Annotated in this window: 17 protein-coding genes; 4 read left to right on the top strand and 13 right to left on the bottom strand. The window is 51.8% G+C overall.

Going from position 1 to position 15,264, the window contains the following annotated elements; translation table 11 throughout:
• Positions 1-180: 180 nt before the first annotated feature.
• The 4 genes from NSQ73_RS26495 to NSQ73_RS26510 all read right to left on the bottom strand — a co-directional run bounded on the left by NSQ73_RS26495 (position 181) and on the right by NSQ73_RS26510 (position 4,423).
• Positions 181-1,263: a LolA family protein gene (locus NSQ73_RS26495; protein WP_042134215.1), complete on the bottom strand. Its 1,083-nt coding sequence runs from the start codon at positions 1,261-1,263 to the stop codon at positions 181-183.
• Positions 1,264-1,562: 299 nt separating this feature from the next.
• Positions 1,563-2,462, bottom strand: a complete 900-nt coding sequence (locus NSQ73_RS26500) for a DUF4367 domain-containing protein (RefSeq protein WP_340988858.1) — start codon at positions 2,460-2,462, stop codon at positions 1,563-1,565.
• Entirely contained in the window at positions 2,459-3,022 is a 564-nt protein-coding gene (locus NSQ73_RS26505) for a sigma-70 family RNA polymerase sigma factor (RefSeq protein WP_340988859.1), read from the bottom strand. The genes NSQ73_RS26500 and NSQ73_RS26505 overlap by 4 nt, the downstream gene beginning before the upstream one ends.
• 198 nt (positions 3,023-3,220) lie before the next feature.
• Positions 3,221-4,423 (bottom strand): MFS transporter, encoded by a 1,203-nt coding sequence (locus tag NSQ73_RS26510; RefSeq protein ID WP_216626574.1) that lies wholly within the window; start codon positions 4,421-4,423, stop codon positions 3,221-3,223.
• A 183-nt stretch (positions 4,424-4,606) separates the two neighbouring features.
• Between NSQ73_RS26510 and NSQ73_RS26515 the strand changes: the two genes are divergently transcribed.
• Entirely contained in the window at positions 4,607-5,182 is a 576-nt protein-coding gene (locus NSQ73_RS26515; RefSeq protein WP_042134209.1) for a TetR/AcrR family transcriptional regulator, read from the top strand.
• A gap of 7 nt (positions 5,183-5,189) precedes the next feature.
• Here the strand turns inward: NSQ73_RS26515 and NSQ73_RS26520 are convergent, their stop codons facing one another.
• The 5 genes from NSQ73_RS26520 to NSQ73_RS26540 all read right to left on the bottom strand — a co-directional run bounded on the left by NSQ73_RS26520 (position 5,190) and on the right by NSQ73_RS26540 (position 8,500).
• Complete coding sequence (locus tag NSQ73_RS26520; protein ID WP_340988861.1) at positions 5,190-5,372, bottom strand: aspartyl-phosphate phosphatase Spo0E family protein; 183 nt, start codon at positions 5,370-5,372, stop codon at positions 5,190-5,192.
• A gap of 241 nt (positions 5,373-5,613) precedes the next feature.
• A complete protein-coding gene (locus tag NSQ73_RS26525; protein WP_340988863.1) occupies positions 5,614-6,249 on the bottom strand; it encodes a DUF3600 domain-containing protein in 636 nt (211 codons plus the stop codon).
• A 109-nt stretch (positions 6,250-6,358) separates the two neighbouring features.
• Positions 6,359-6,943 carry a sigma-70 family RNA polymerase sigma factor gene (locus tag NSQ73_RS26530; RefSeq protein WP_340988864.1) on the bottom strand — a complete coding sequence of 195 codons (585 nt, stop codon included), beginning with the start codon at positions 6,941-6,943 and terminating at the stop codon, positions 6,359-6,361.
• Positions 6,944-7,004: 61 nt separating this feature from the next.
• Positions 7,005-7,910, bottom strand: coding sequence for an EamA family transporter (locus tag NSQ73_RS26535; RefSeq protein WP_340988866.1), 906 nt, complete (start codon positions 7,908-7,910; stop codon positions 7,005-7,007).
• Positions 7,911-8,083: 173 nt separating this feature from the next.
• A complete protein-coding gene (locus tag NSQ73_RS26540) occupies positions 8,084-8,500 on the bottom strand; it encodes a MarR family winged helix-turn-helix transcriptional regulator (protein WP_039307558.1) in 417 nt (138 codons plus the stop codon).
• 341 nt (positions 8,501-8,841) lie between these two features.
• On the opposite strand from NSQ73_RS26540, the gene NSQ73_RS26545 reads away from it, so the two are divergent.
• From NSQ73_RS26545 to NSQ73_RS26555, 3 genes are all read left to right on the top strand, one after another.
• Complete coding sequence (locus tag NSQ73_RS26545) at positions 8,842-9,378, top strand: DoxX family protein (RefSeq protein WP_042134203.1); 537 nt, start codon at positions 8,842-8,844, stop codon at positions 9,376-9,378.
• 208 nt (positions 9,379-9,586) lie between these two features.
• A complete protein-coding gene (locus tag NSQ73_RS26550) occupies positions 9,587-10,711 on the top strand; it encodes a stalk domain-containing protein (RefSeq protein ID WP_340988867.1) in 1,125 nt (374 codons plus the stop codon).
• Between the two features lie 25 nt (positions 10,712-10,736).
• Entirely contained in the window at positions 10,737-11,516 is a 780-nt protein-coding gene (locus NSQ73_RS26555; RefSeq protein ID WP_340988869.1) for a TatD family hydrolase, read from the top strand.
• A gap of 74 nt (positions 11,517-11,590) precedes the next feature.
• Here NSQ73_RS26555 and NSQ73_RS26560 read toward each other — a convergent pair whose 3' ends face one another.
• From NSQ73_RS26560 to NSQ73_RS26575, 4 genes are all read right to left on the bottom strand, one after another.
• Positions 11,591-11,851: a hypothetical protein gene (locus NSQ73_RS26560; protein WP_340988870.1), complete on the bottom strand. Its 261-nt coding sequence runs from the start codon at positions 11,849-11,851 to the stop codon at positions 11,591-11,593.
• Between the two features lie 9 nt (positions 11,852-11,860).
• On the bottom strand, positions 11,861-12,436 hold the full coding sequence (locus tag NSQ73_RS26565) for a histidine phosphatase family protein (RefSeq protein WP_340988871.1): 576 nt from the start codon (positions 12,434-12,436) through the stop codon (positions 11,861-11,863).
• A gap of 81 nt (positions 12,437-12,517) precedes the next feature.
• Positions 12,518-13,807, bottom strand: a complete 1,290-nt coding sequence (locus NSQ73_RS26570) for an MFS transporter (RefSeq protein WP_076242333.1) — start codon at positions 13,805-13,807, stop codon at positions 12,518-12,520.
• A gap of 86 nt (positions 13,808-13,893) precedes the next feature.
• Positions 13,894-15,048: a winged helix-turn-helix domain-containing protein gene (locus NSQ73_RS26575; RefSeq protein WP_340988872.1), complete on the bottom strand. Its 1,155-nt coding sequence runs from the start codon at positions 15,046-15,048 to the stop codon at positions 13,894-13,896.
• Between the last annotated feature and the right edge of the window lie 216 nt (positions 15,049-15,264).

The following is a 15,264-nucleotide window of genomic DNA, read 5'->3' on the forward strand; positions in this document are numbered from 1 at the left end:
CAGGTTCACCTTCTTACATTGTAGTAAAACATCTACGCTGAAATCGCATAGAACTTGGGGTCTTACTGCAATGGTAATGCTTAGAGAAGGCCTCTGTCAATGTGAGCAGAACCAGCAAAAAAACGGATACTGCGTGTAGAGGAATATTTCCCACGTTGCGCAGTATCCGCCTACTGATATTTATTTACCCGATTGTTCCTCCATAGAAGCGGCAATTTGCATCATTTCCGTAACTGGCAGATTATCGCTCGTGATCCGGTACTCGACACCCTCATTCATCCAGGTCAATGTCTGCTGCTCGTCTCCGCTGAGAAGTGCCCAAGTGAACCCGAGATCGATCACACTGCCTGGAGCCAGAGATACCGCACGGTCCAACGGACGGGCTTCCATAATGGTGTACTGGTAGATGCCGTCATAACGGATAAGCACCGCATGATCCTTGCTGCCTTCAATTTTGTTCGTATCCTTCAGCTTCACGCCTGCCGGAACATAATCCGGCTCGATGATTCCGAAGTCACCCATTTCTGCCGCAACCGGCTGGACGGCCTGTTCCCCGTCTTCCGCCACTACCGGATTACCGTTCTCATCCACCTCAGCTACAGTGCTCTCCGAAGGTGAGCCCGTGGCCATATTCTTTTGCATATCAAAAGAATCTGCGGCGAATTCCGGATCAAACTTGAAGCTGTCGAAGGTCACGTTAACGACAACCTTGGCTTCGGAATCCGATACCTGAACCTGCTTTGGTTCATAGGTTTTTTTGGCGAGCCAGATCTTCTGGCGGACCAGCGCGCTGCTCTGATAATTCGCTGCTACCTCAAACACATAATTGTCCCCGTCCTCTACGAACTGGCGGTTGTTGTCAGAGACAATTCCCTTGAGCAGCGTCTGGTACAGATATACCTGTCCCTGGCTGTCCGGCCAGTCGCTCTGGAACCGGAAGCTTTTGCCGAGGCTTGGTGTCAGAACGAATACGCCCTCATCATTGCGCAGCACAATCTGCTTCACATCCTTCTGGACATTGGACAGGCTGATCCGGTAGTAGGACGGATTCTTGTACCACACTTCCACTTTGTATTCCTGCGGCTGCTCCCCGGTGTACAAGGTCATCGTGCCTGAGCCTTGATAAGCTCCCTGCTTGCTTTCCAGCTTGTCAGACACACTATTCAAATCCTTGACCACAGAGGCGGCATCCTTCTTCCCGCACCCCGTCAATACTAAGGCCACGCTCATAATGATCGCGAGTACCCATGTTATCCGGCGCATGACATCATCCCCTTAACCTGTTTTGAATGCATTGATTAGTACATGTCTATGAAGGACTTGTCCTCAATATGCAGACGGGCATGACAAGCAGGCGGAGAAGTATTCATCCGGCCCCGAATCTGCTCCGGCCTCCCGGGAATCTTACAATCTATGTATGGTTCCTCTTATTACTTCTTATATAAGAGAAACGCTATTTCAAAAAGCACCAGACCGCGTTCCCCGCTACGCTCCGGGGTTGCAGTCTGGTGCTGTGATTCATCCTGTTCCTGGTACCTGGTACCTTCTCCGCTCCTGCCTGCTTACCAGTTGATGGACTCTGCGATCTTCATTACCTCAGCCCGGTCAAGGCCGCGGGTGCTGAGGCCGTACAGTACTCCGTTTGCTTCCCAGTCCAGACCTCTGCCACTGACTAGAACCGCATCGGTTCCCTTGACCTTCACCTGCTCTACCGTACCCTCTGTCGACATTGCAAAGGCGTTATCCTCATTGGCCAGGCGCAGCTGCATCCAGATCCGCTTCCCCTTCTCCTTGCCGGAGAAGAATAATTCAACAACCTGTCCGTTCACGCCTTCCTCGCCCTTGAAGAATTCTCCATGGTCAAAGGCGAAGCCCTCAGGCAGATATTCCGGCAGCTTTACTTTGAAGAGGGCGTATTTGTCCAGCTCCGCAGGCTCCTTGACAGCAAATTTATGCGCTGCCTCCTCCTTCTCCCGCTGCTCCTGCTCGCTCAGTGTAATCAGTTGATCCCCGTCAAAATCCACTATAGCCTCACCGGCTGCATTGAAGATGGCTTCCGGCATGGGGCCGAAGGAATTGACCGGATTGCCTTCCTGATCAAATATTTTGCCCTTCCAGGCATCCGGGAACACCGGCGGAACGCTCGCATCCATCTGACTTACCTCAATGTGTCCCAGATTTACCGACATTAGCACCCTCTCCAGCATCTCCTCCGCGAAAGAAGGTCTGACGAAGGAAACACTTACTATCCCTGCCACCAGAAGGGAAGCCACGATCATGGCCGGACGTCTAAACCGTTGTTTAATATTCATCTTTAATTCCTCCTGTTCCTGTAATGAGCGGCTTCTCACTTGGCGGAGAATGGCTGCCTTATCGGAGTCCCGGGAAAAGTCCTGCTGTGCCAGAAATTGTTCCAGCTCCAGCAGCTCAAGCGAATCCGCTGTCTCCTGCTTGTTCTTCATAGCCCTTCCACACTCCCTATTTCAGATTTCAGTTTCCGCATACTGCGATAGAGAATGACCCCAACGTTGCTCTCCGTCATTCCTGTGACCAGCGCAATTTCCGTATTCTTCAGATCTGCCCCGAATTTCAGCGCGATGATATTCCGCTCCTTCTCACTGAGCGTATCCAGCGCCAGCTTGAGCCTGTCACTTCGCTCGCCTTCGAGAATCAGGTCTTCAGGCTCTTTTTTGCCGGATACCAGCTCCCGGATTGCATCCAATGAGAAGAACCGGTGCCTGGCGCGGCTTCTGTAATAGTCATTCACTACATTCCTGGCAATGGCGAACAGCCATACCTCCAGCGGAGCTCTCTCCGGAGAGTAGCCGGGCAGCTTGGACAATGTCTTCTCGAACACCTGGCTGGTCAGGTCTTCGGCGGTATAACGGCAATTCACCCGGTAGGCAATATAATTGAATATCCGTTTATAGTAGGTTTCAAAAACCGCTGTGAACTCCAGCTCGGTTTCCGTCTTTTCTTGAACTCTTCCATGAATCAAAGGCAGCAATGCGCGCTCTTGCATCCTTAGAGGCCCTCCCTTCCAGGCTGAATTTACTTGGCCAAGTAATTTACATGAGCTAGTACGCTCTTCATCCCGATTCCATTACATCACGCGGCAAAATAAAAAAGACAGAGGATCGAAGCTCCCCTGCCTACTTTAATTATATTCGAAATATCCGGCTATGCGGATTATTGCTGAACAAACACCATGCTCCCGGTCTTAAACCAGATTCTTCTTCTCGGTCAAAAAGTACACCAGAGCCAGCACCGGCAGGGCCAGCCCGATTAGTGTAGCCAGACTCCAGCCGCCGTAAGCATAAGCCCAGCCGCCCAGCGAGGAGCCTACTGCTCCGCCTACGAAGAATATCGCCATGAACAATCCGTTCAGCCGTCCTCTTGTTTCATTGCCGAGCGAATAAATCGCCCGCTGCCCCAGCACCAGGTTGCCGGATACACTCATGTCCAGCAGAATGGCCGTTAGAACCAGCAGGCCGAGTGTTAGATTCGAATCATCCCGGAGCAGATAAGCCAAGATAAAGGATACGGCGGCAAGTGAGATGGCAAGACCGGTCAGCAGTCTGGTCCAGCCCCGGTCTGCCAGTCTGCCCGCAATAGGGGCTGCCACTGCTCCGCCCACACCGGCCAGTGCAAACAGGGCAATTCCTTGCTGGGACAGGTGATAGTAGCTGGACAAGTACAGAGGAACTGTCGTCCAGAACAGACTGAAGGCGCCGAATAAGCTGGCCTGATAAATCGCCCGGCGCCGTAGAACCGGCGTTTGCATCCACAGTGTACCCAGAGAGCGGATTAATTGGCCGTAATTCAACGTAGGTTCTGGCTTGCGTGCCGGAAGTATGCGGGACAGAAGCAGGGTCAGGAGCGCAATCACAACTGCTGAGACCACAAATATAGACTTCCAGCCCCATAGTCCGGCCATGAAGCTTGCTACCGGCCGGGCAAACATAATACCCAGCAGCAGTCCGCTCATCACATTGCCTACCACACGGCCGCGTTCTTCCTCTGCTGCCAGATAAGAAGCATAAGGTACCAATATCTGCGCAGCTACCGAGCCCAGCCCGATGAACATGGAGGCTGCAAGAAACAGCGGAGCATTCGGTGCAAGTGCCGCAGCTGCCAGTGCAGCTACGACCAGAATTAATGATGTTACAGCGAGCCGCCGGTTCTCGATAATATCACTGAGCGGTACAATGAACAGCAGCCCGACAACATAACCGATTTGTGTCAGCGTCACAATCAGCCCCGTGGCTCCGGGAGACAGATGAATAGCCTGCCCGATCGGTCCGACCAGCGTCTGTGCATAATAGAGATTCGCCACAATCAGTCCGCAGGATACTGCGAGCAGAAATGTGATCCAACCGGGAACGGCTTTGTGATTCATAGCGGATACTGCTTGTTGTTTCATTAGTAACTCCACCTTTCAATTTTTAATACTGAACGTACAGTTTATTAATTACTATGACCAAATAATATACTAAACGTTCAGTATTGTAAATAGGCATTTTTATGTTATACTCCAGTTACAGATCGATCTTAAGTTTGGATGTCGCAGGTTATCTATGTAGTAATCTATTAGGAGGAACGAGCCATGGATAAGAAGAGAGGCCGGCCGCGCAATACGGAGGCGAAGAATGCCATTCTGAACGCTTCATATGATTTATTGCTGGAGATGGGATTCGGTGCAGTGACGGTGGAGAAAATCGCGGAACAGGCTCAGGTCAGCAAAGCGACCATCTATAAATGGTGGCCGAATAAAGCTGCGGTAGTGATGGACGGATATCTTTTTGCCGCCACCGCCAGACTGCCTATACCGGACAGCGGCTCTGTGAAGGAGGATTTGCTGATTCATGCGGGAAATCTGGCCATGTTCCTGTCCAGCCGGGAAGGCAAAGTCATTACTGAACTGATCGGTGAAGGGCAATTTGACGCAGGACTGGCTGAGGCTTACCGCAGCAGATATTTCGGTCCGCGCCGCCAGGAGGCCTGGCAATTGCTTGAACGGGGAGTAGCCAGAGGAGAATTGAAGCAAGAGCTCGACATCGGGAGCAGCATCGACTTGATTTATGGGCCTATTTTTTACCGGTTATTGCTGACGGGGGATGCACTGAACGAGGAATCTGTCCGGAACTTAGTCTTGCTGGCGCTTGAGGGGATTCAGGCCTGACTGCTGTTTAATACTTAGGATCGCGGTTTTTAACGATGGCATCCGCTTTATGATATTCATTAATGAGGTCGTCAAATTTTTTGGACTGTCTGATTACACTGGGATGCAGGCGGCCGTGCTGCTCTTCCATCTGGTTCAGCCGGGTCCGTTCTGCTTCGATATGCTTTTGTATAGCTTCCAAATGATCCATTATCTTCCCTCCTGCAAATATTTTATAAGGATATGGCGAATTGCAGGGTACTCCGTACAATGCAGTATGGCAAGTGGAAACGGCTTTGCCGTCCTTTTGTAAGGACGGTACCGTTTCAGCGAGAAATAGAAGGATAAGTTATCATGTGAAACATATAAATTCTTATATTTATAAAAAAACCACCGGATATACGGGAATCTTCCCCATCCGGTGGTTTTTGATTTTGTGCATGGCGGCAATTTTAACGGTTAGAAGGCTTTATCCTATACCCCATCTTTTTCAGATATGGATTAAGCTTCTCCAGCAGAGCGGCCTGCTCGGCTAACTCATCATCTGATACACTGCTATGATCCGGACCGCTTATTCGGGCTGTATATACCTTCCAGTCACCAATCAGCTGCTGGACTACAGCCAATTCTTCCCCGCTAAACGTCTGCTCTGCCTTAACAAGCAGTTGATTGCTGAAGGCGGCGAAATCCGTATCCGCGGTGTTTGCGGCAGTTCCCGGAGCTTCTGCCTGATTCAGCTTGTCATTATACGGCTCAATTGCTGCAGCCAGCTCCTTGTAGCGTTGCTGATCTGCGGCACTCAGCTTCTCAGGATGAAGCCCCCCCTCATCATCGGCGATCTGCAGATTATAGCCGGCTAACTCATGCAGCAGAGTCGACAGTGCTGTGAAGTCTTCCCCGCTCAAACTGGATTTGGCCTGCTGGAGCTTAGCCTCAAGCTGGTCATAATCCTGCTGTGTGCCGCCGATCTTCGCTGTATTGTCCTGCGAGCCGTATAGTGAATCCGCCAGATAATTGTAACCGGCATACGCTCCGGTAGGGATAATTAAGGTCGCAGCTACTACTGCCGCTACCAGCCATTTTTTCATGCGTCTTCCTCCTTGTCCGGGTGAAATCCTGTTAAGGATCTCCCCTTTCAGTTCGGGTGGAGCGTGCATAGCTCCGGCTTCTTCATGAAGCGCCTGCCGCAAATTGTGCTCAAGACTCATGCAGATCCTCCACCTTCCCTAATCTGATCGTAGTCACCTGATGTTTCCGTCTAAGCTTCTGCAGAGCGGCATGAAGCCGTGATTTCACCGTTCCCAGCGGAATCTGGAGGATGGCAGCGATCTCTTCCTGAGTGTACTCATGCAAGTAATGCAGGATGATGACCTGCTTCAGCTTGTACGGCAAACGGCTTACCATATCGGTAAGTACCCGGTTTGCCATCCGGTCCACAACATCGCTGGCGAGATCATGTTCTATAGTCTGGCTGGTCTGCTCCGCTTTGTTCTGAATCCGGAACTGTCTCCACCTTCTCCGCCTATAGGCATGAATCTGCCGTATCGTGAGCCCCATAAGCCAGGGTCTAAACGCTTGTGTCCTGTCAAATTTCCTAAGTGAACGGTACAGCTCAATATATATCTCCTGCACAATATCCTCTGCATCTGAAACCCCGGAAACGAGGAAACGCACGGCCTTATAGACATCCTGAATAGTCGCCTCGTATAACTCACCGTAAGCTTCACGGCTGCCGGCTAGCGTGAGTCCGATGAGCTGCGAATATGGGTCTGTTGTCTCCATCCGTCATTCCCCCTTCAGGCTTACACTATCTACTTGGATGGGATCAGGGATTTCGTTCGATTTATTTCGCGGTCTCTTTAGTCCGTGATTTCAAAGAAACCATTACAGTCATAAGTACAACCATTCCCGCTCCCAGTGCCTGGTATAGATTGAAGGGGACGGACAGCCAGATTACGGAGGAGATAATTGCTGAGACCGGTTCTGTACAGGACAGCAGGCTGGCTTCATGCGGAGCAATGTGGCGGAGACTGCCAATGTATAGATAGAAGGCGGCTAATGTTCCTAGCAGAATAACGAATAGTATAGCCAGAATGATAGACAGCGACCAATCAGCAGACGGTACGGACCAGACCGGATGAATCAGACTCATCCCTGCTCCTCCCACAATCATCCCCCAGCCCATCAGCAGTGAAGTGCTGTACAGCTTCAGCAGCGGACCGGAATAGAGCGTATAGAACGTCAAGGACACTGCGGATAGAATCCCCCAGACCAAACCTCTCAGGGGAACGGTCAGCTCCGAGGAATCGCCGCCGGTCAGCAGTAAATACGTTCCTCCCAGCGCGAGCAGCGCACCGGTGATATCCAGCGGAGCCAGCTTGGTTTTTCTCCGGATAACAGTGTACAGGAGGATAAACAACGGGGCTAAATACTGCAGCAGTGTGGCGATTGCAGCATTGCCTGACTCAATGGAAGCGAAGTACGTGTACTGTACCCCAAGCATACCCAGCAGCCCAAAGAGCAGCATTTGTAGAACGAATCTCCGGTCCAGCCACAGCTTCCATACCTGCGAGCCCTCCTTGCGGAGTGTAAACATCAGGAACAGGGCTCCCGATACCAGCAGTCTCAGGGTCACCAGCCAGGCCGCAGGCAGCATGGCCTGCTGGAACAAATGCTGGGCGACCGTCCCCGATATTCCCCATAATAACGCTCCGCCGGAGGCCATAATAATTCCTCGGGTCCGTAACATTGTCTCCACCCCTCCTGCGTATATGTATAGATATTTGTTGTTAATTATACGGAATTACCGGCTGTCTCTTCTGGTAGATAAATCATATCTGGCGGAGCATATCCCCCTTATTCTTCACAGCAAACAGAGCCTTTCGTTCTCGAAAGACCCTGCTTCTCCGGCATGCACTTGTATTACAGCTTAATCTTGGCAAGCAGGCTCATCAGCTGCTGCTTCTCTTCAGGAGCGAACTCCTCATAGACCGCTTCCAGCAGCGATTCGGATACCGCCTCGAACACCGGCTGCAGCTCCCGTCCTTTTGGAGTAAGAGATAATCTGAAGATCCGTCCGTCCTGCTGGTCCTGCTCCCGCCTCACGTAATCCAGCCGCAGCAATTTGTCCACTAATGCCGTAATCGTAGACTTATCCTTATCAATCCCACGGGACAACTCGTTCATTGTAAGAGCTTCCCGGGCAAACAGCTGATACAGAATATCTCCGTGCGATGGAGCGATGCCGTGAATATCATGCTTTTTCAATTCCTGTTCAATGAACTTATTTCCGCGTCGGTGAATACGGCCAATGACCGCCAATACATTTTTTTCATTCATATCTTATATGGTAGATTTATATAAATTAGGTGTCAAGCGGCTTCGTCCAGCCCTCTAAAAGTATATATAATCCGGGTATTGAAAATTTTATGAAATATTAATCAAATTTTAGTTTGATATAAAATTTTATTCGGATTTTATGATTTATATCACACTAATTGTGAAAAAAATCACTTAAAATTAAGGTATCGAAGATGATCATCCGATACACAGATAAAGATTTTCAGGATAGGTAGCTCACAGACAGTTAGCCAATAAAACTTAAGCCAATGCTTCCGAAGTGAGTTATGAACGACGTGACTTGCAGAAGGTATGCTAACTAAACTTTAGGAGTGGAGAGTATGTTCAACAACTGGTTTCGCACAAACAAAGCAGCTATGGTGCTGCTCACAATAGTACGTCTATATGTAGGTTATCAATGGATTGAAGCAGGCTGGCACAAACTTACCGGCGGTTTCGATGCTTCTGGCTTCCTGAAAGGGGCCATTGCCAAAAGTGTCGGTGAAGATGCCACTGTACAAGCCTGGTGGGGCAGCTTCCTGCAGCATGCGGCGCTTCCCGGTGTCAATTTCTTCAATCTGCTGGTTCCTGCAGGTGAATTTCTGGTCGGACTTGGCCTGATTCTGGGCACCTTCACTACCTTCGCCGCTCTGATGGGAATCGTTATGAACTCTGCCTACCTGCTCTCAGGCACGGTCAGCACCAACGTCCAGCTGCTGCTTATGGGAATGATCATTGTGGTCTCGGCGGCCAATGCCGGCAGAATCGGTCTTGATTATTGGGTCCTCCCTTACCTGCGCAGCTTGTTCCACAAGAAGGATCATACTCCCGCAGCCCGGCCTCTGGCTCCCGTTCAGGCTATGAAACGTTCCGTATAACTAAATTAATAGACTGTATCTTAAAGGACCCGCAAGAAAAGGACAGCATCCGCTTCCTTCTCCTGCGGGTCTTTGTCATACGCTTAGCGCGCAGAGCAGGTAACCGTAACAGGCTTGTCTTATCTTTGTTAACAGAACGTGACCCGCAAGCGGAGTTTTTCATTTATAATAAAATGGATTGGAATTTCCAGACTCCGGAGGTTAACTTATGAAAAAATTAATTGGCGCTTCCGCTATCGCCCTGCTCCTCGCAGGCCATGCGGCGGCTTCATCCATAAATATTGCCCATTCTGCTGCAGCTCCTCTATCCCTTAAGGTAGACGGACAAGCCGTTCTTCCCCAAGTTCCGCCATTTCATTCCAATGGGATATTATATGTACCGGCTCTTGCCCTGATGGAGTTTTACCCTGTCCAGCTGCAATGGAATAATGTCCTCAAGCAGCTTACTCTCACGACTGGCTGGGATAATAAAGTCCTTACCCCCGGCAGCTCCTCTATCCAGGTCCGCTATACACAAACAGATGGAAGTTATAAAGATAGCCTGGAGGCCCCTGTTATTCTTAAGGCCGGACATATATATATTCCGGCAGATAGTCTGAATTCGCTTACGGGTGCTACCACAGAGCTGGAAGCGGGAGGAACCCGGGTCGCGATTACGCCGGGCAGTCTCAGCACAACGGTCAGGGTTCCCGCTGAACCCCTTGTTGTGGCCGGGGATAATGCCAAGGTCAAGCTGTATGCTTCGCTGAAGGACGGCAACACCTACAAAGGATTCATCCTGGAAGTGAACGGCAAGAAGCACAGCTTCGACTGGACCGTAGACAGAGATTTCTCGAATCCGCCCCAGCTCTTCTATGCCGATGTAGATTCTGACGGGAAGCCTGAAGTAACGGTTGTGTTCACAGTGGGTACCGGAACTTCGCTGGTAGTGCAGGAAGTACATGTGGTCAAGCCTGAACAATGGAAGGAGCTCTCCGTGACTGCAGCGGACCAAGCGGCTTCTGCTGTAGTATCCTCCAGCATTTCAATAGATCAGAACGATGTGCTGCTGAAGCTTGAGCTCCAAGGAGCAACCCCGTCCAAAGTAACAATGAGAATTCCGGACCGTGCAGAAGACGGATTGAAATATTTCGGCAAGAATGCCGGTATTGGTGCGGTTACTTACTACTCGGTGAAAGACGGCAAGCTGTTAGCGGATACCAGCCTAATGGTAGGAATGACCGAGAGCATGGGGACGCTGAAGCTGGTATACAAGGCAGGCGCGGCGGGGATGGAGCTCGGCTCAATCACCTTTGAACCGCATGATACCACTCAGCAATTTGTAGAGAAGTAACCTGCGGAGGAAGGAGCAATTACGCATGATTGATGCCCATATTCATCTGGACCAATATGAAGAGACTTTGTTATACTCTTTGCTGCAGAGTCTGCCGGAGCAGGACATTGAGTCGCTGATTGCGGTCTCGATGAACCTCTCCTCCAGTCTGCGTACTCAGGAGATAGCAGCCCGTTATCCCGGGCTGGTGAGACCCGCCTACGGCTTCCATCCCGAGCAGCCGCTGCCGCCGGAAGAGGATCTGGCCGCGCTGCTGGACTGGATCACACTCCATGCCCCGGATATGACCGCTATAGGTGAAATCGGGCTTCCCTACTATTCCCGGACCGAAGCTATAGAACGCGGGGAAGCATGGGATATGGAACCTTATATCCGGCTTCTGGACAGACTCCTTGGTCTGGCGGCACGATTAGCCAAACCAGTGGTGCTGCATGCCGTCTACGAAGATGCCTGGACCGTATGTGATTTGCTTGAGCAGCATCACATTACCCGGGCCCATTTCCATTGGTTCAAGGGCCCGGGAGTTACTGTCGACCGTATGATCAGCCGGGGCTATTATATCTCGTTCACTCCCGATATTCTCTATGAACAGGAGATTCAGGATCTCGCACGCCGCTACCCGCCGGAGCTGGTCATGGCGGAGACCGATGGTCCGTGGCCTTTTGAAGGCCCATTCACCGGGCGTACCACCCATCCGGCGATGGTGCATGACGTTGCCGCCGCCTGGGGAGCGCTGCATGGTTATACCGGGAGCGAGGCGAAGGCTATTTTAACAGCGAATACGGTGCGGTTCTACGGACTGTAGCTTAGCCGTCACCGTACCCCAGTGAATGATGGACTCCGCCGTGCCGCGGCGACCACCAGCAAATCCTGTACAAACTACAACATTTCCCGCATTAAATGGGCCGCAATCTCAAATTGTTGTAGAAAAGGCAGCATTTCTCCTCCTCCAGGCGGTTTGGCGGGACAATTCTTGTATTTCATACAACAATCTTCCGGATTGCCCGGATATCTATGGATCGAAGTTGCAATTTGTACAACATTTTTGCTTATGCAAGCGAACTTAAGATGCTCACTCACCTCCCTCGCGCCAAAGAACGCACCCAGCCCATCCGCGGCTTGGTACGTTCTTCCGGCCATTCTCCATGCTCATCCCTTAACTATAAGACGCTCCACCCCGGTCAGCTGGCCTGCCGAGAAGGCCATGACATAAATATCTGGCTTGGTGGTCTTCAGCAGGAAGTCCAGATCATATTCCGGGGCAAAATAGCCCATCATTAGCGCCATTACGAGCCCGTGGGTACCGATGGCAACTCTTTCTCCTTCATGTGCCTGCAGGATTTCCTGCAACGCTTCTACCGCCCTTGCCTGGCATTCGCGGTTCGATTCCCCGCCCGGCAGGGCATAGTCCGGATCGGCATACATCGCCTGAAGTGAAGCAAGCAGATCCTCGTCCGGCAGTTGCCGGTTGCCCTCCATCCAGACCTTCTCTCTTAGATCCTCCTCGAGGGTAATTTCCTGCCCAAGTACCTTTGCCAAATCGGCAATCGTATGTATGGCGCGGAGATACGGGCTGCTGTACAGCGCGTTAATGCCTTCATTACGCAGGCATGCTGTTACTCTGCGGGCGTCCTCTTCCCCTTCAGGAGATAGGCCGCGCGTCCATTCGTCCGCCCCGGTCCGGAGTGAATCCCCGTGTCTCACCATGTAAATATAAGTCGTCATTGGTTCCTCCTGAATATGTAATGTGGCAGTGCAGAAAAAGCCCCGAAGGGCTTGATCTTAAACTTACTGTCTGCCTTTAAGCTACCCCTGTTCTACTGCAGCTGCTGGCTGTACACCTTCCAGCTTGAGCTTGGCCACAGGCCAGAGCAGCCGTCCGAAGAGCAGACCCGCCAGACCCAGAAGGAGCTGCAGAAGGCCGATATTGATAAAAATACGGGCAGGGCCTACATACTGGACAAGTATGCCGCCTAATAAAGGTGCAACAATAAGTACCGTGCTGAGTACGGTGTTCTGGATGCCGAAGATACGGCCGGTCATATGCGGCGGGGTTTCTTTTTGCAGACAATAATTGAACGTAACCATGAATACCCCGTTTCCGATCCCCAGTACAAATCCGATCAGCAGAACCCATACTATCGAAGCGCCGGGCTGAAGCAATCCAAGTGCAGCAATGGAACCGCCGATCAGTACATATCCCGAGCCGAGCCTCCAGCTATATCCCGTTTCGGGATTCAGCTTGTTCAGCAGAAGGATGATCAGCACAGCTCCTACTCCGGTAGCGGCTACCATCCAGCCGAGCAGGGATTCCCGCTCCGGTGCAAATACCCGGAACAGGCTGGTGAACTGGAAGTCGACCACCTGAAGTACAAGTGCCCCGGCCAGCCCAAACAGCATAGTATTCAGCAAAATCCGGCTGCGCAGCATGAAGCTCCAGCCTTCCCGCCACATCGTATGCAGCGGAATCTTGTCTTCCGGCGCCTCTGGCTGTTTGCTGTCCTCTTCATCTGTACGGATGTTCTTAACGGACAGCAGCAGCAGATAAGAACAGCCGCGCAGCAAGGCATTGATCAGTATGCACCATTGCGGCGTAAGGAAGGCGAGCGCCAGACCTCCGAGCAGAGGGCCGGCAATTTTGGAGCCCTGGTTAACCAGCCCATTGAGCGACGAGGCTTGCAGCAGCTGATCCTCTCTGACCAGGCTGCGGGTCAAAGACTGCTGGGCAGGCATATTCAGCGTGGATAGCGCTGAACGCAGCGCCAGCAAAGGCAGTAGCCAGAACATGCTCGGGGCGAATAGCACCAGTACAGTCAGCAGCGCAGTCAGCAGATCGCAGACACGCATCAGCTTCAGCTTGTTCAGCCGGTCGGCGGCTACTCCGGCAATCGAGCCGAACAGAATGCTCGGCAGCGCCAGCGCTACCGGAATAAGCGCCAGCATCAGCGGCCCGGCCTGCCAGCGGTAGCCGACCAGCACCTGAATAGCCAGTGCATCGAACCAGTCGCCGAAGCTTGCCGTGGCGAATGCGCTGTATACCCGCATGTACGTTTTGTTATGCAGCAGGCTGGTTCCCTGCTTGGTTGTAAGCTCCATCTGACATTCCTCCAGGTTACATGTAATATCATTGAATGTGCGAAACATTCATGATCCTACTGTAACGGAGAATTGTCAGAGAATTATCAGGGGGATTCGAGCAGCGGCAGCAGCAGATTTTCGAGAGGCAGTTCCAGCCTTAGCAGACCAAAAGCTTCAAGCTCTGCTGTAAACAGGCTCTCATACTTGCGCGCCAAGGAGCTCCCGGCCAGATACATCCGGCAGAAATGATAAATCCGGTACACCGAATAGAAGCGCAGTGGCACAAAGCCGGACATATCGAGCACCTGCAACCCCTCATGTATCAGTTTCTCTCCCTCTGCCCACTGTGCACGCCGAAGCGCCCACAGTCCCTTTACTACTTTGTAACCGCCGATCTCCCGCAGAAAAGGCTTGTCCCTCAGGGTCCGGCTGACGGTTTCATCCATACGATCCAGCTGCTCATCCCCGGTTCCCGCCACCAGATGAATGAACAGCTCCGTAATCTGCGTCGCCGGAACGAAGTTCTCAAAATCCGGTTCGGCTATTACCTGATAGGAACGTTTCAGGCGTTCCAGCGCTTTTTCCGGCTGGCCTGCCAATGTGTAGAGATCCAGCATGGTCAGAATCTCCAGTTCCAGCTGTTCAGGCGGGTTCAACAAATTTCGCGCAATCAGACGCTCGGCGTATTCCATCTTCACCTTGGGGTCACCTATGAAGAAGTAGAACAGGTTGAGGTAAAAAAGCCGGTCCTTCAGCGGAACCTCGTCCGTGTAGATCAGCCACTCCAAATCTCCCTGGACGAAATGAACGACCATCGAATAATGCGGGTCCAGCTCGTAGCCGAGAATATCCTGCTGGCGCGCGAGGGTCAGCATCGATTTGCCCTGACCGTAGATATGAAATTTCATGAATACCTCTGACATTGTATTCCGCAGCTCCGGATCATTCGTTGCAGGGGTCATTGCTACCCCTTCCGGCGAGCCCGGTACGGCCAGACTATAACCGAACCCGCGGATGGTCTTGATATCAATCCCGCCCAGCCCGCGCAGCTTCTTGCGCAGCCGGTAGATATGATCGTCGACGGTCCGCTCCACCGGATACTCCATCGGCCATACTTTATCGAGAAGCTGCTCGCGGCTGAAGGTCCGTCCCCTGTTGCGGTACAGAAACTGCAGAAGCGCAAACTCCTTGGGCAGCAGCTCTATAGTTAATCCGCCGGCAGATACTTTATATTCGCTTCCGTTCAACTCCAGATGCATAGCTGTGCCTCTTTTCTTCTACAGATCAACCCATAAACTGATTATATCAGCAAGAAGTTCTACGCACGATAGCAGTAGCTGCATTCATGGAGGGCCTGCTCCCGGCGGTTGCCAGTTACTTGTATCCGATGATCAAAAAAAGAAAAGTCCCTCCACAGTTGCCGCTGCGAAGGGACTCTTCTTAAATTGCTCTATCTATGTGACTGCAGCTGCCGC

Origin of the sequence: Paenibacillus sp. FSL R10-2736, assembly GCF_038000245.1 — a bacterium.
In the GTDB taxonomy this organism is placed as follows: Bacteria; Bacillota; Bacilli; order Paenibacillales; family Paenibacillaceae; genus Paenibacillus_AQ; species Paenibacillus_AQ phytohabitans.

Excerpts from the sequence above, each read along its gene's own strand:
- NSQ73_RS26555 (WP_340988869.1), top strand. The coding sequence starts at position 10,737 with ATGATTGATGCCCATATTCATCTGGACCAATATGAAGAGACTTTGTTA.
- NSQ73_RS26550 (WP_340988867.1), top strand. The coding sequence starts at position 9,587 with ATGAAAAAATTAATTGGCGCTTCCGCTATCGCCCTGCTCCTCGCAGGC.
- NSQ73_RS26500 (WP_340988858.1), bottom strand. The coding sequence starts at position 2,462 with ATGAAGAACAAGCAGGAGACAGCGGATTCGCTTGAGCTGCTGGAGCTG.
- NSQ73_RS26510 (WP_216626574.1), bottom strand. The coding sequence starts at position 4,423 with ATGAAACAACAAGCAGTATCCGCTATGAATCACAAAGCCGTTCCCGGT.
- NSQ73_RS26525 (WP_340988863.1), bottom strand. The coding sequence starts at position 6,249 with ATGAAAAAATGGCTGGTAGCGGCAGTAGTAGCTGCGACCTTAATTATC.
- NSQ73_RS26575 (WP_340988872.1), bottom strand. The coding sequence starts at position 15,048 with ATGCATCTGGAGTTGAACGGAAGCGAATATAAAGTATCTGCCGGCGGA.
- NSQ73_RS26505 (WP_340988859.1), bottom strand. The coding sequence starts at position 3,022 with ATGCAAGAGCGCGCATTGCTGCCTTTGATTCATGGAAGAGTTCAAGAA.
- NSQ73_RS26565 (WP_340988871.1), bottom strand. The coding sequence starts at position 12,436 with ATGACGACTTATATTTACATGGTGAGACACGGGGATTCACTCCGGACC.
- NSQ73_RS26540 (WP_039307558.1), bottom strand. The coding sequence starts at position 8,500 with ATGAATGAAAAAAATGTATTGGCGGTCATTGGCCGTATTCACCGACGC.
- NSQ73_RS26515 (WP_042134209.1), top strand. The coding sequence starts at position 4,607 with ATGGATAAGAAGAGAGGCCGGCCGCGCAATACGGAGGCGAAGAATGCC.
- NSQ73_RS26545 (WP_042134203.1), top strand. The coding sequence starts at position 8,842 with ATGTTCAACAACTGGTTTCGCACAAACAAAGCAGCTATGGTGCTGCTC.
- NSQ73_RS26560 (WP_340988870.1), bottom strand. The coding sequence starts at position 11,851 with ATGGCCGGAAGAACGTACCAAGCCGCGGATGGGCTGGGTGCGTTCTTT.
- NSQ73_RS26570 (WP_076242333.1), bottom strand. The coding sequence starts at position 13,807 with ATGGAGCTTACAACCAAGCAGGGAACCAGCCTGCTGCATAACAAAACG.
- NSQ73_RS26530 (WP_340988864.1), bottom strand. The coding sequence starts at position 6,943 with ATGGAGACAACAGACCCATATTCGCAGCTCATCGGACTCACGCTAGCC.
- NSQ73_RS26535 (WP_340988866.1), bottom strand. The coding sequence starts at position 7,910 with ATGTTACGGACCCGAGGAATTATTATGGCCTCCGGCGGAGCGTTATTA.
- NSQ73_RS26520 (WP_340988861.1), bottom strand. The coding sequence starts at position 5,372 with ATGGATCATTTGGAAGCTATACAAAAGCATATCGAAGCAGAACGGACC.
- NSQ73_RS26495 (WP_042134215.1), bottom strand. The coding sequence starts at position 1,263 with ATGCGCCGGATAACATGGGTACTCGCGATCATTATGAGCGTGGCCTTA.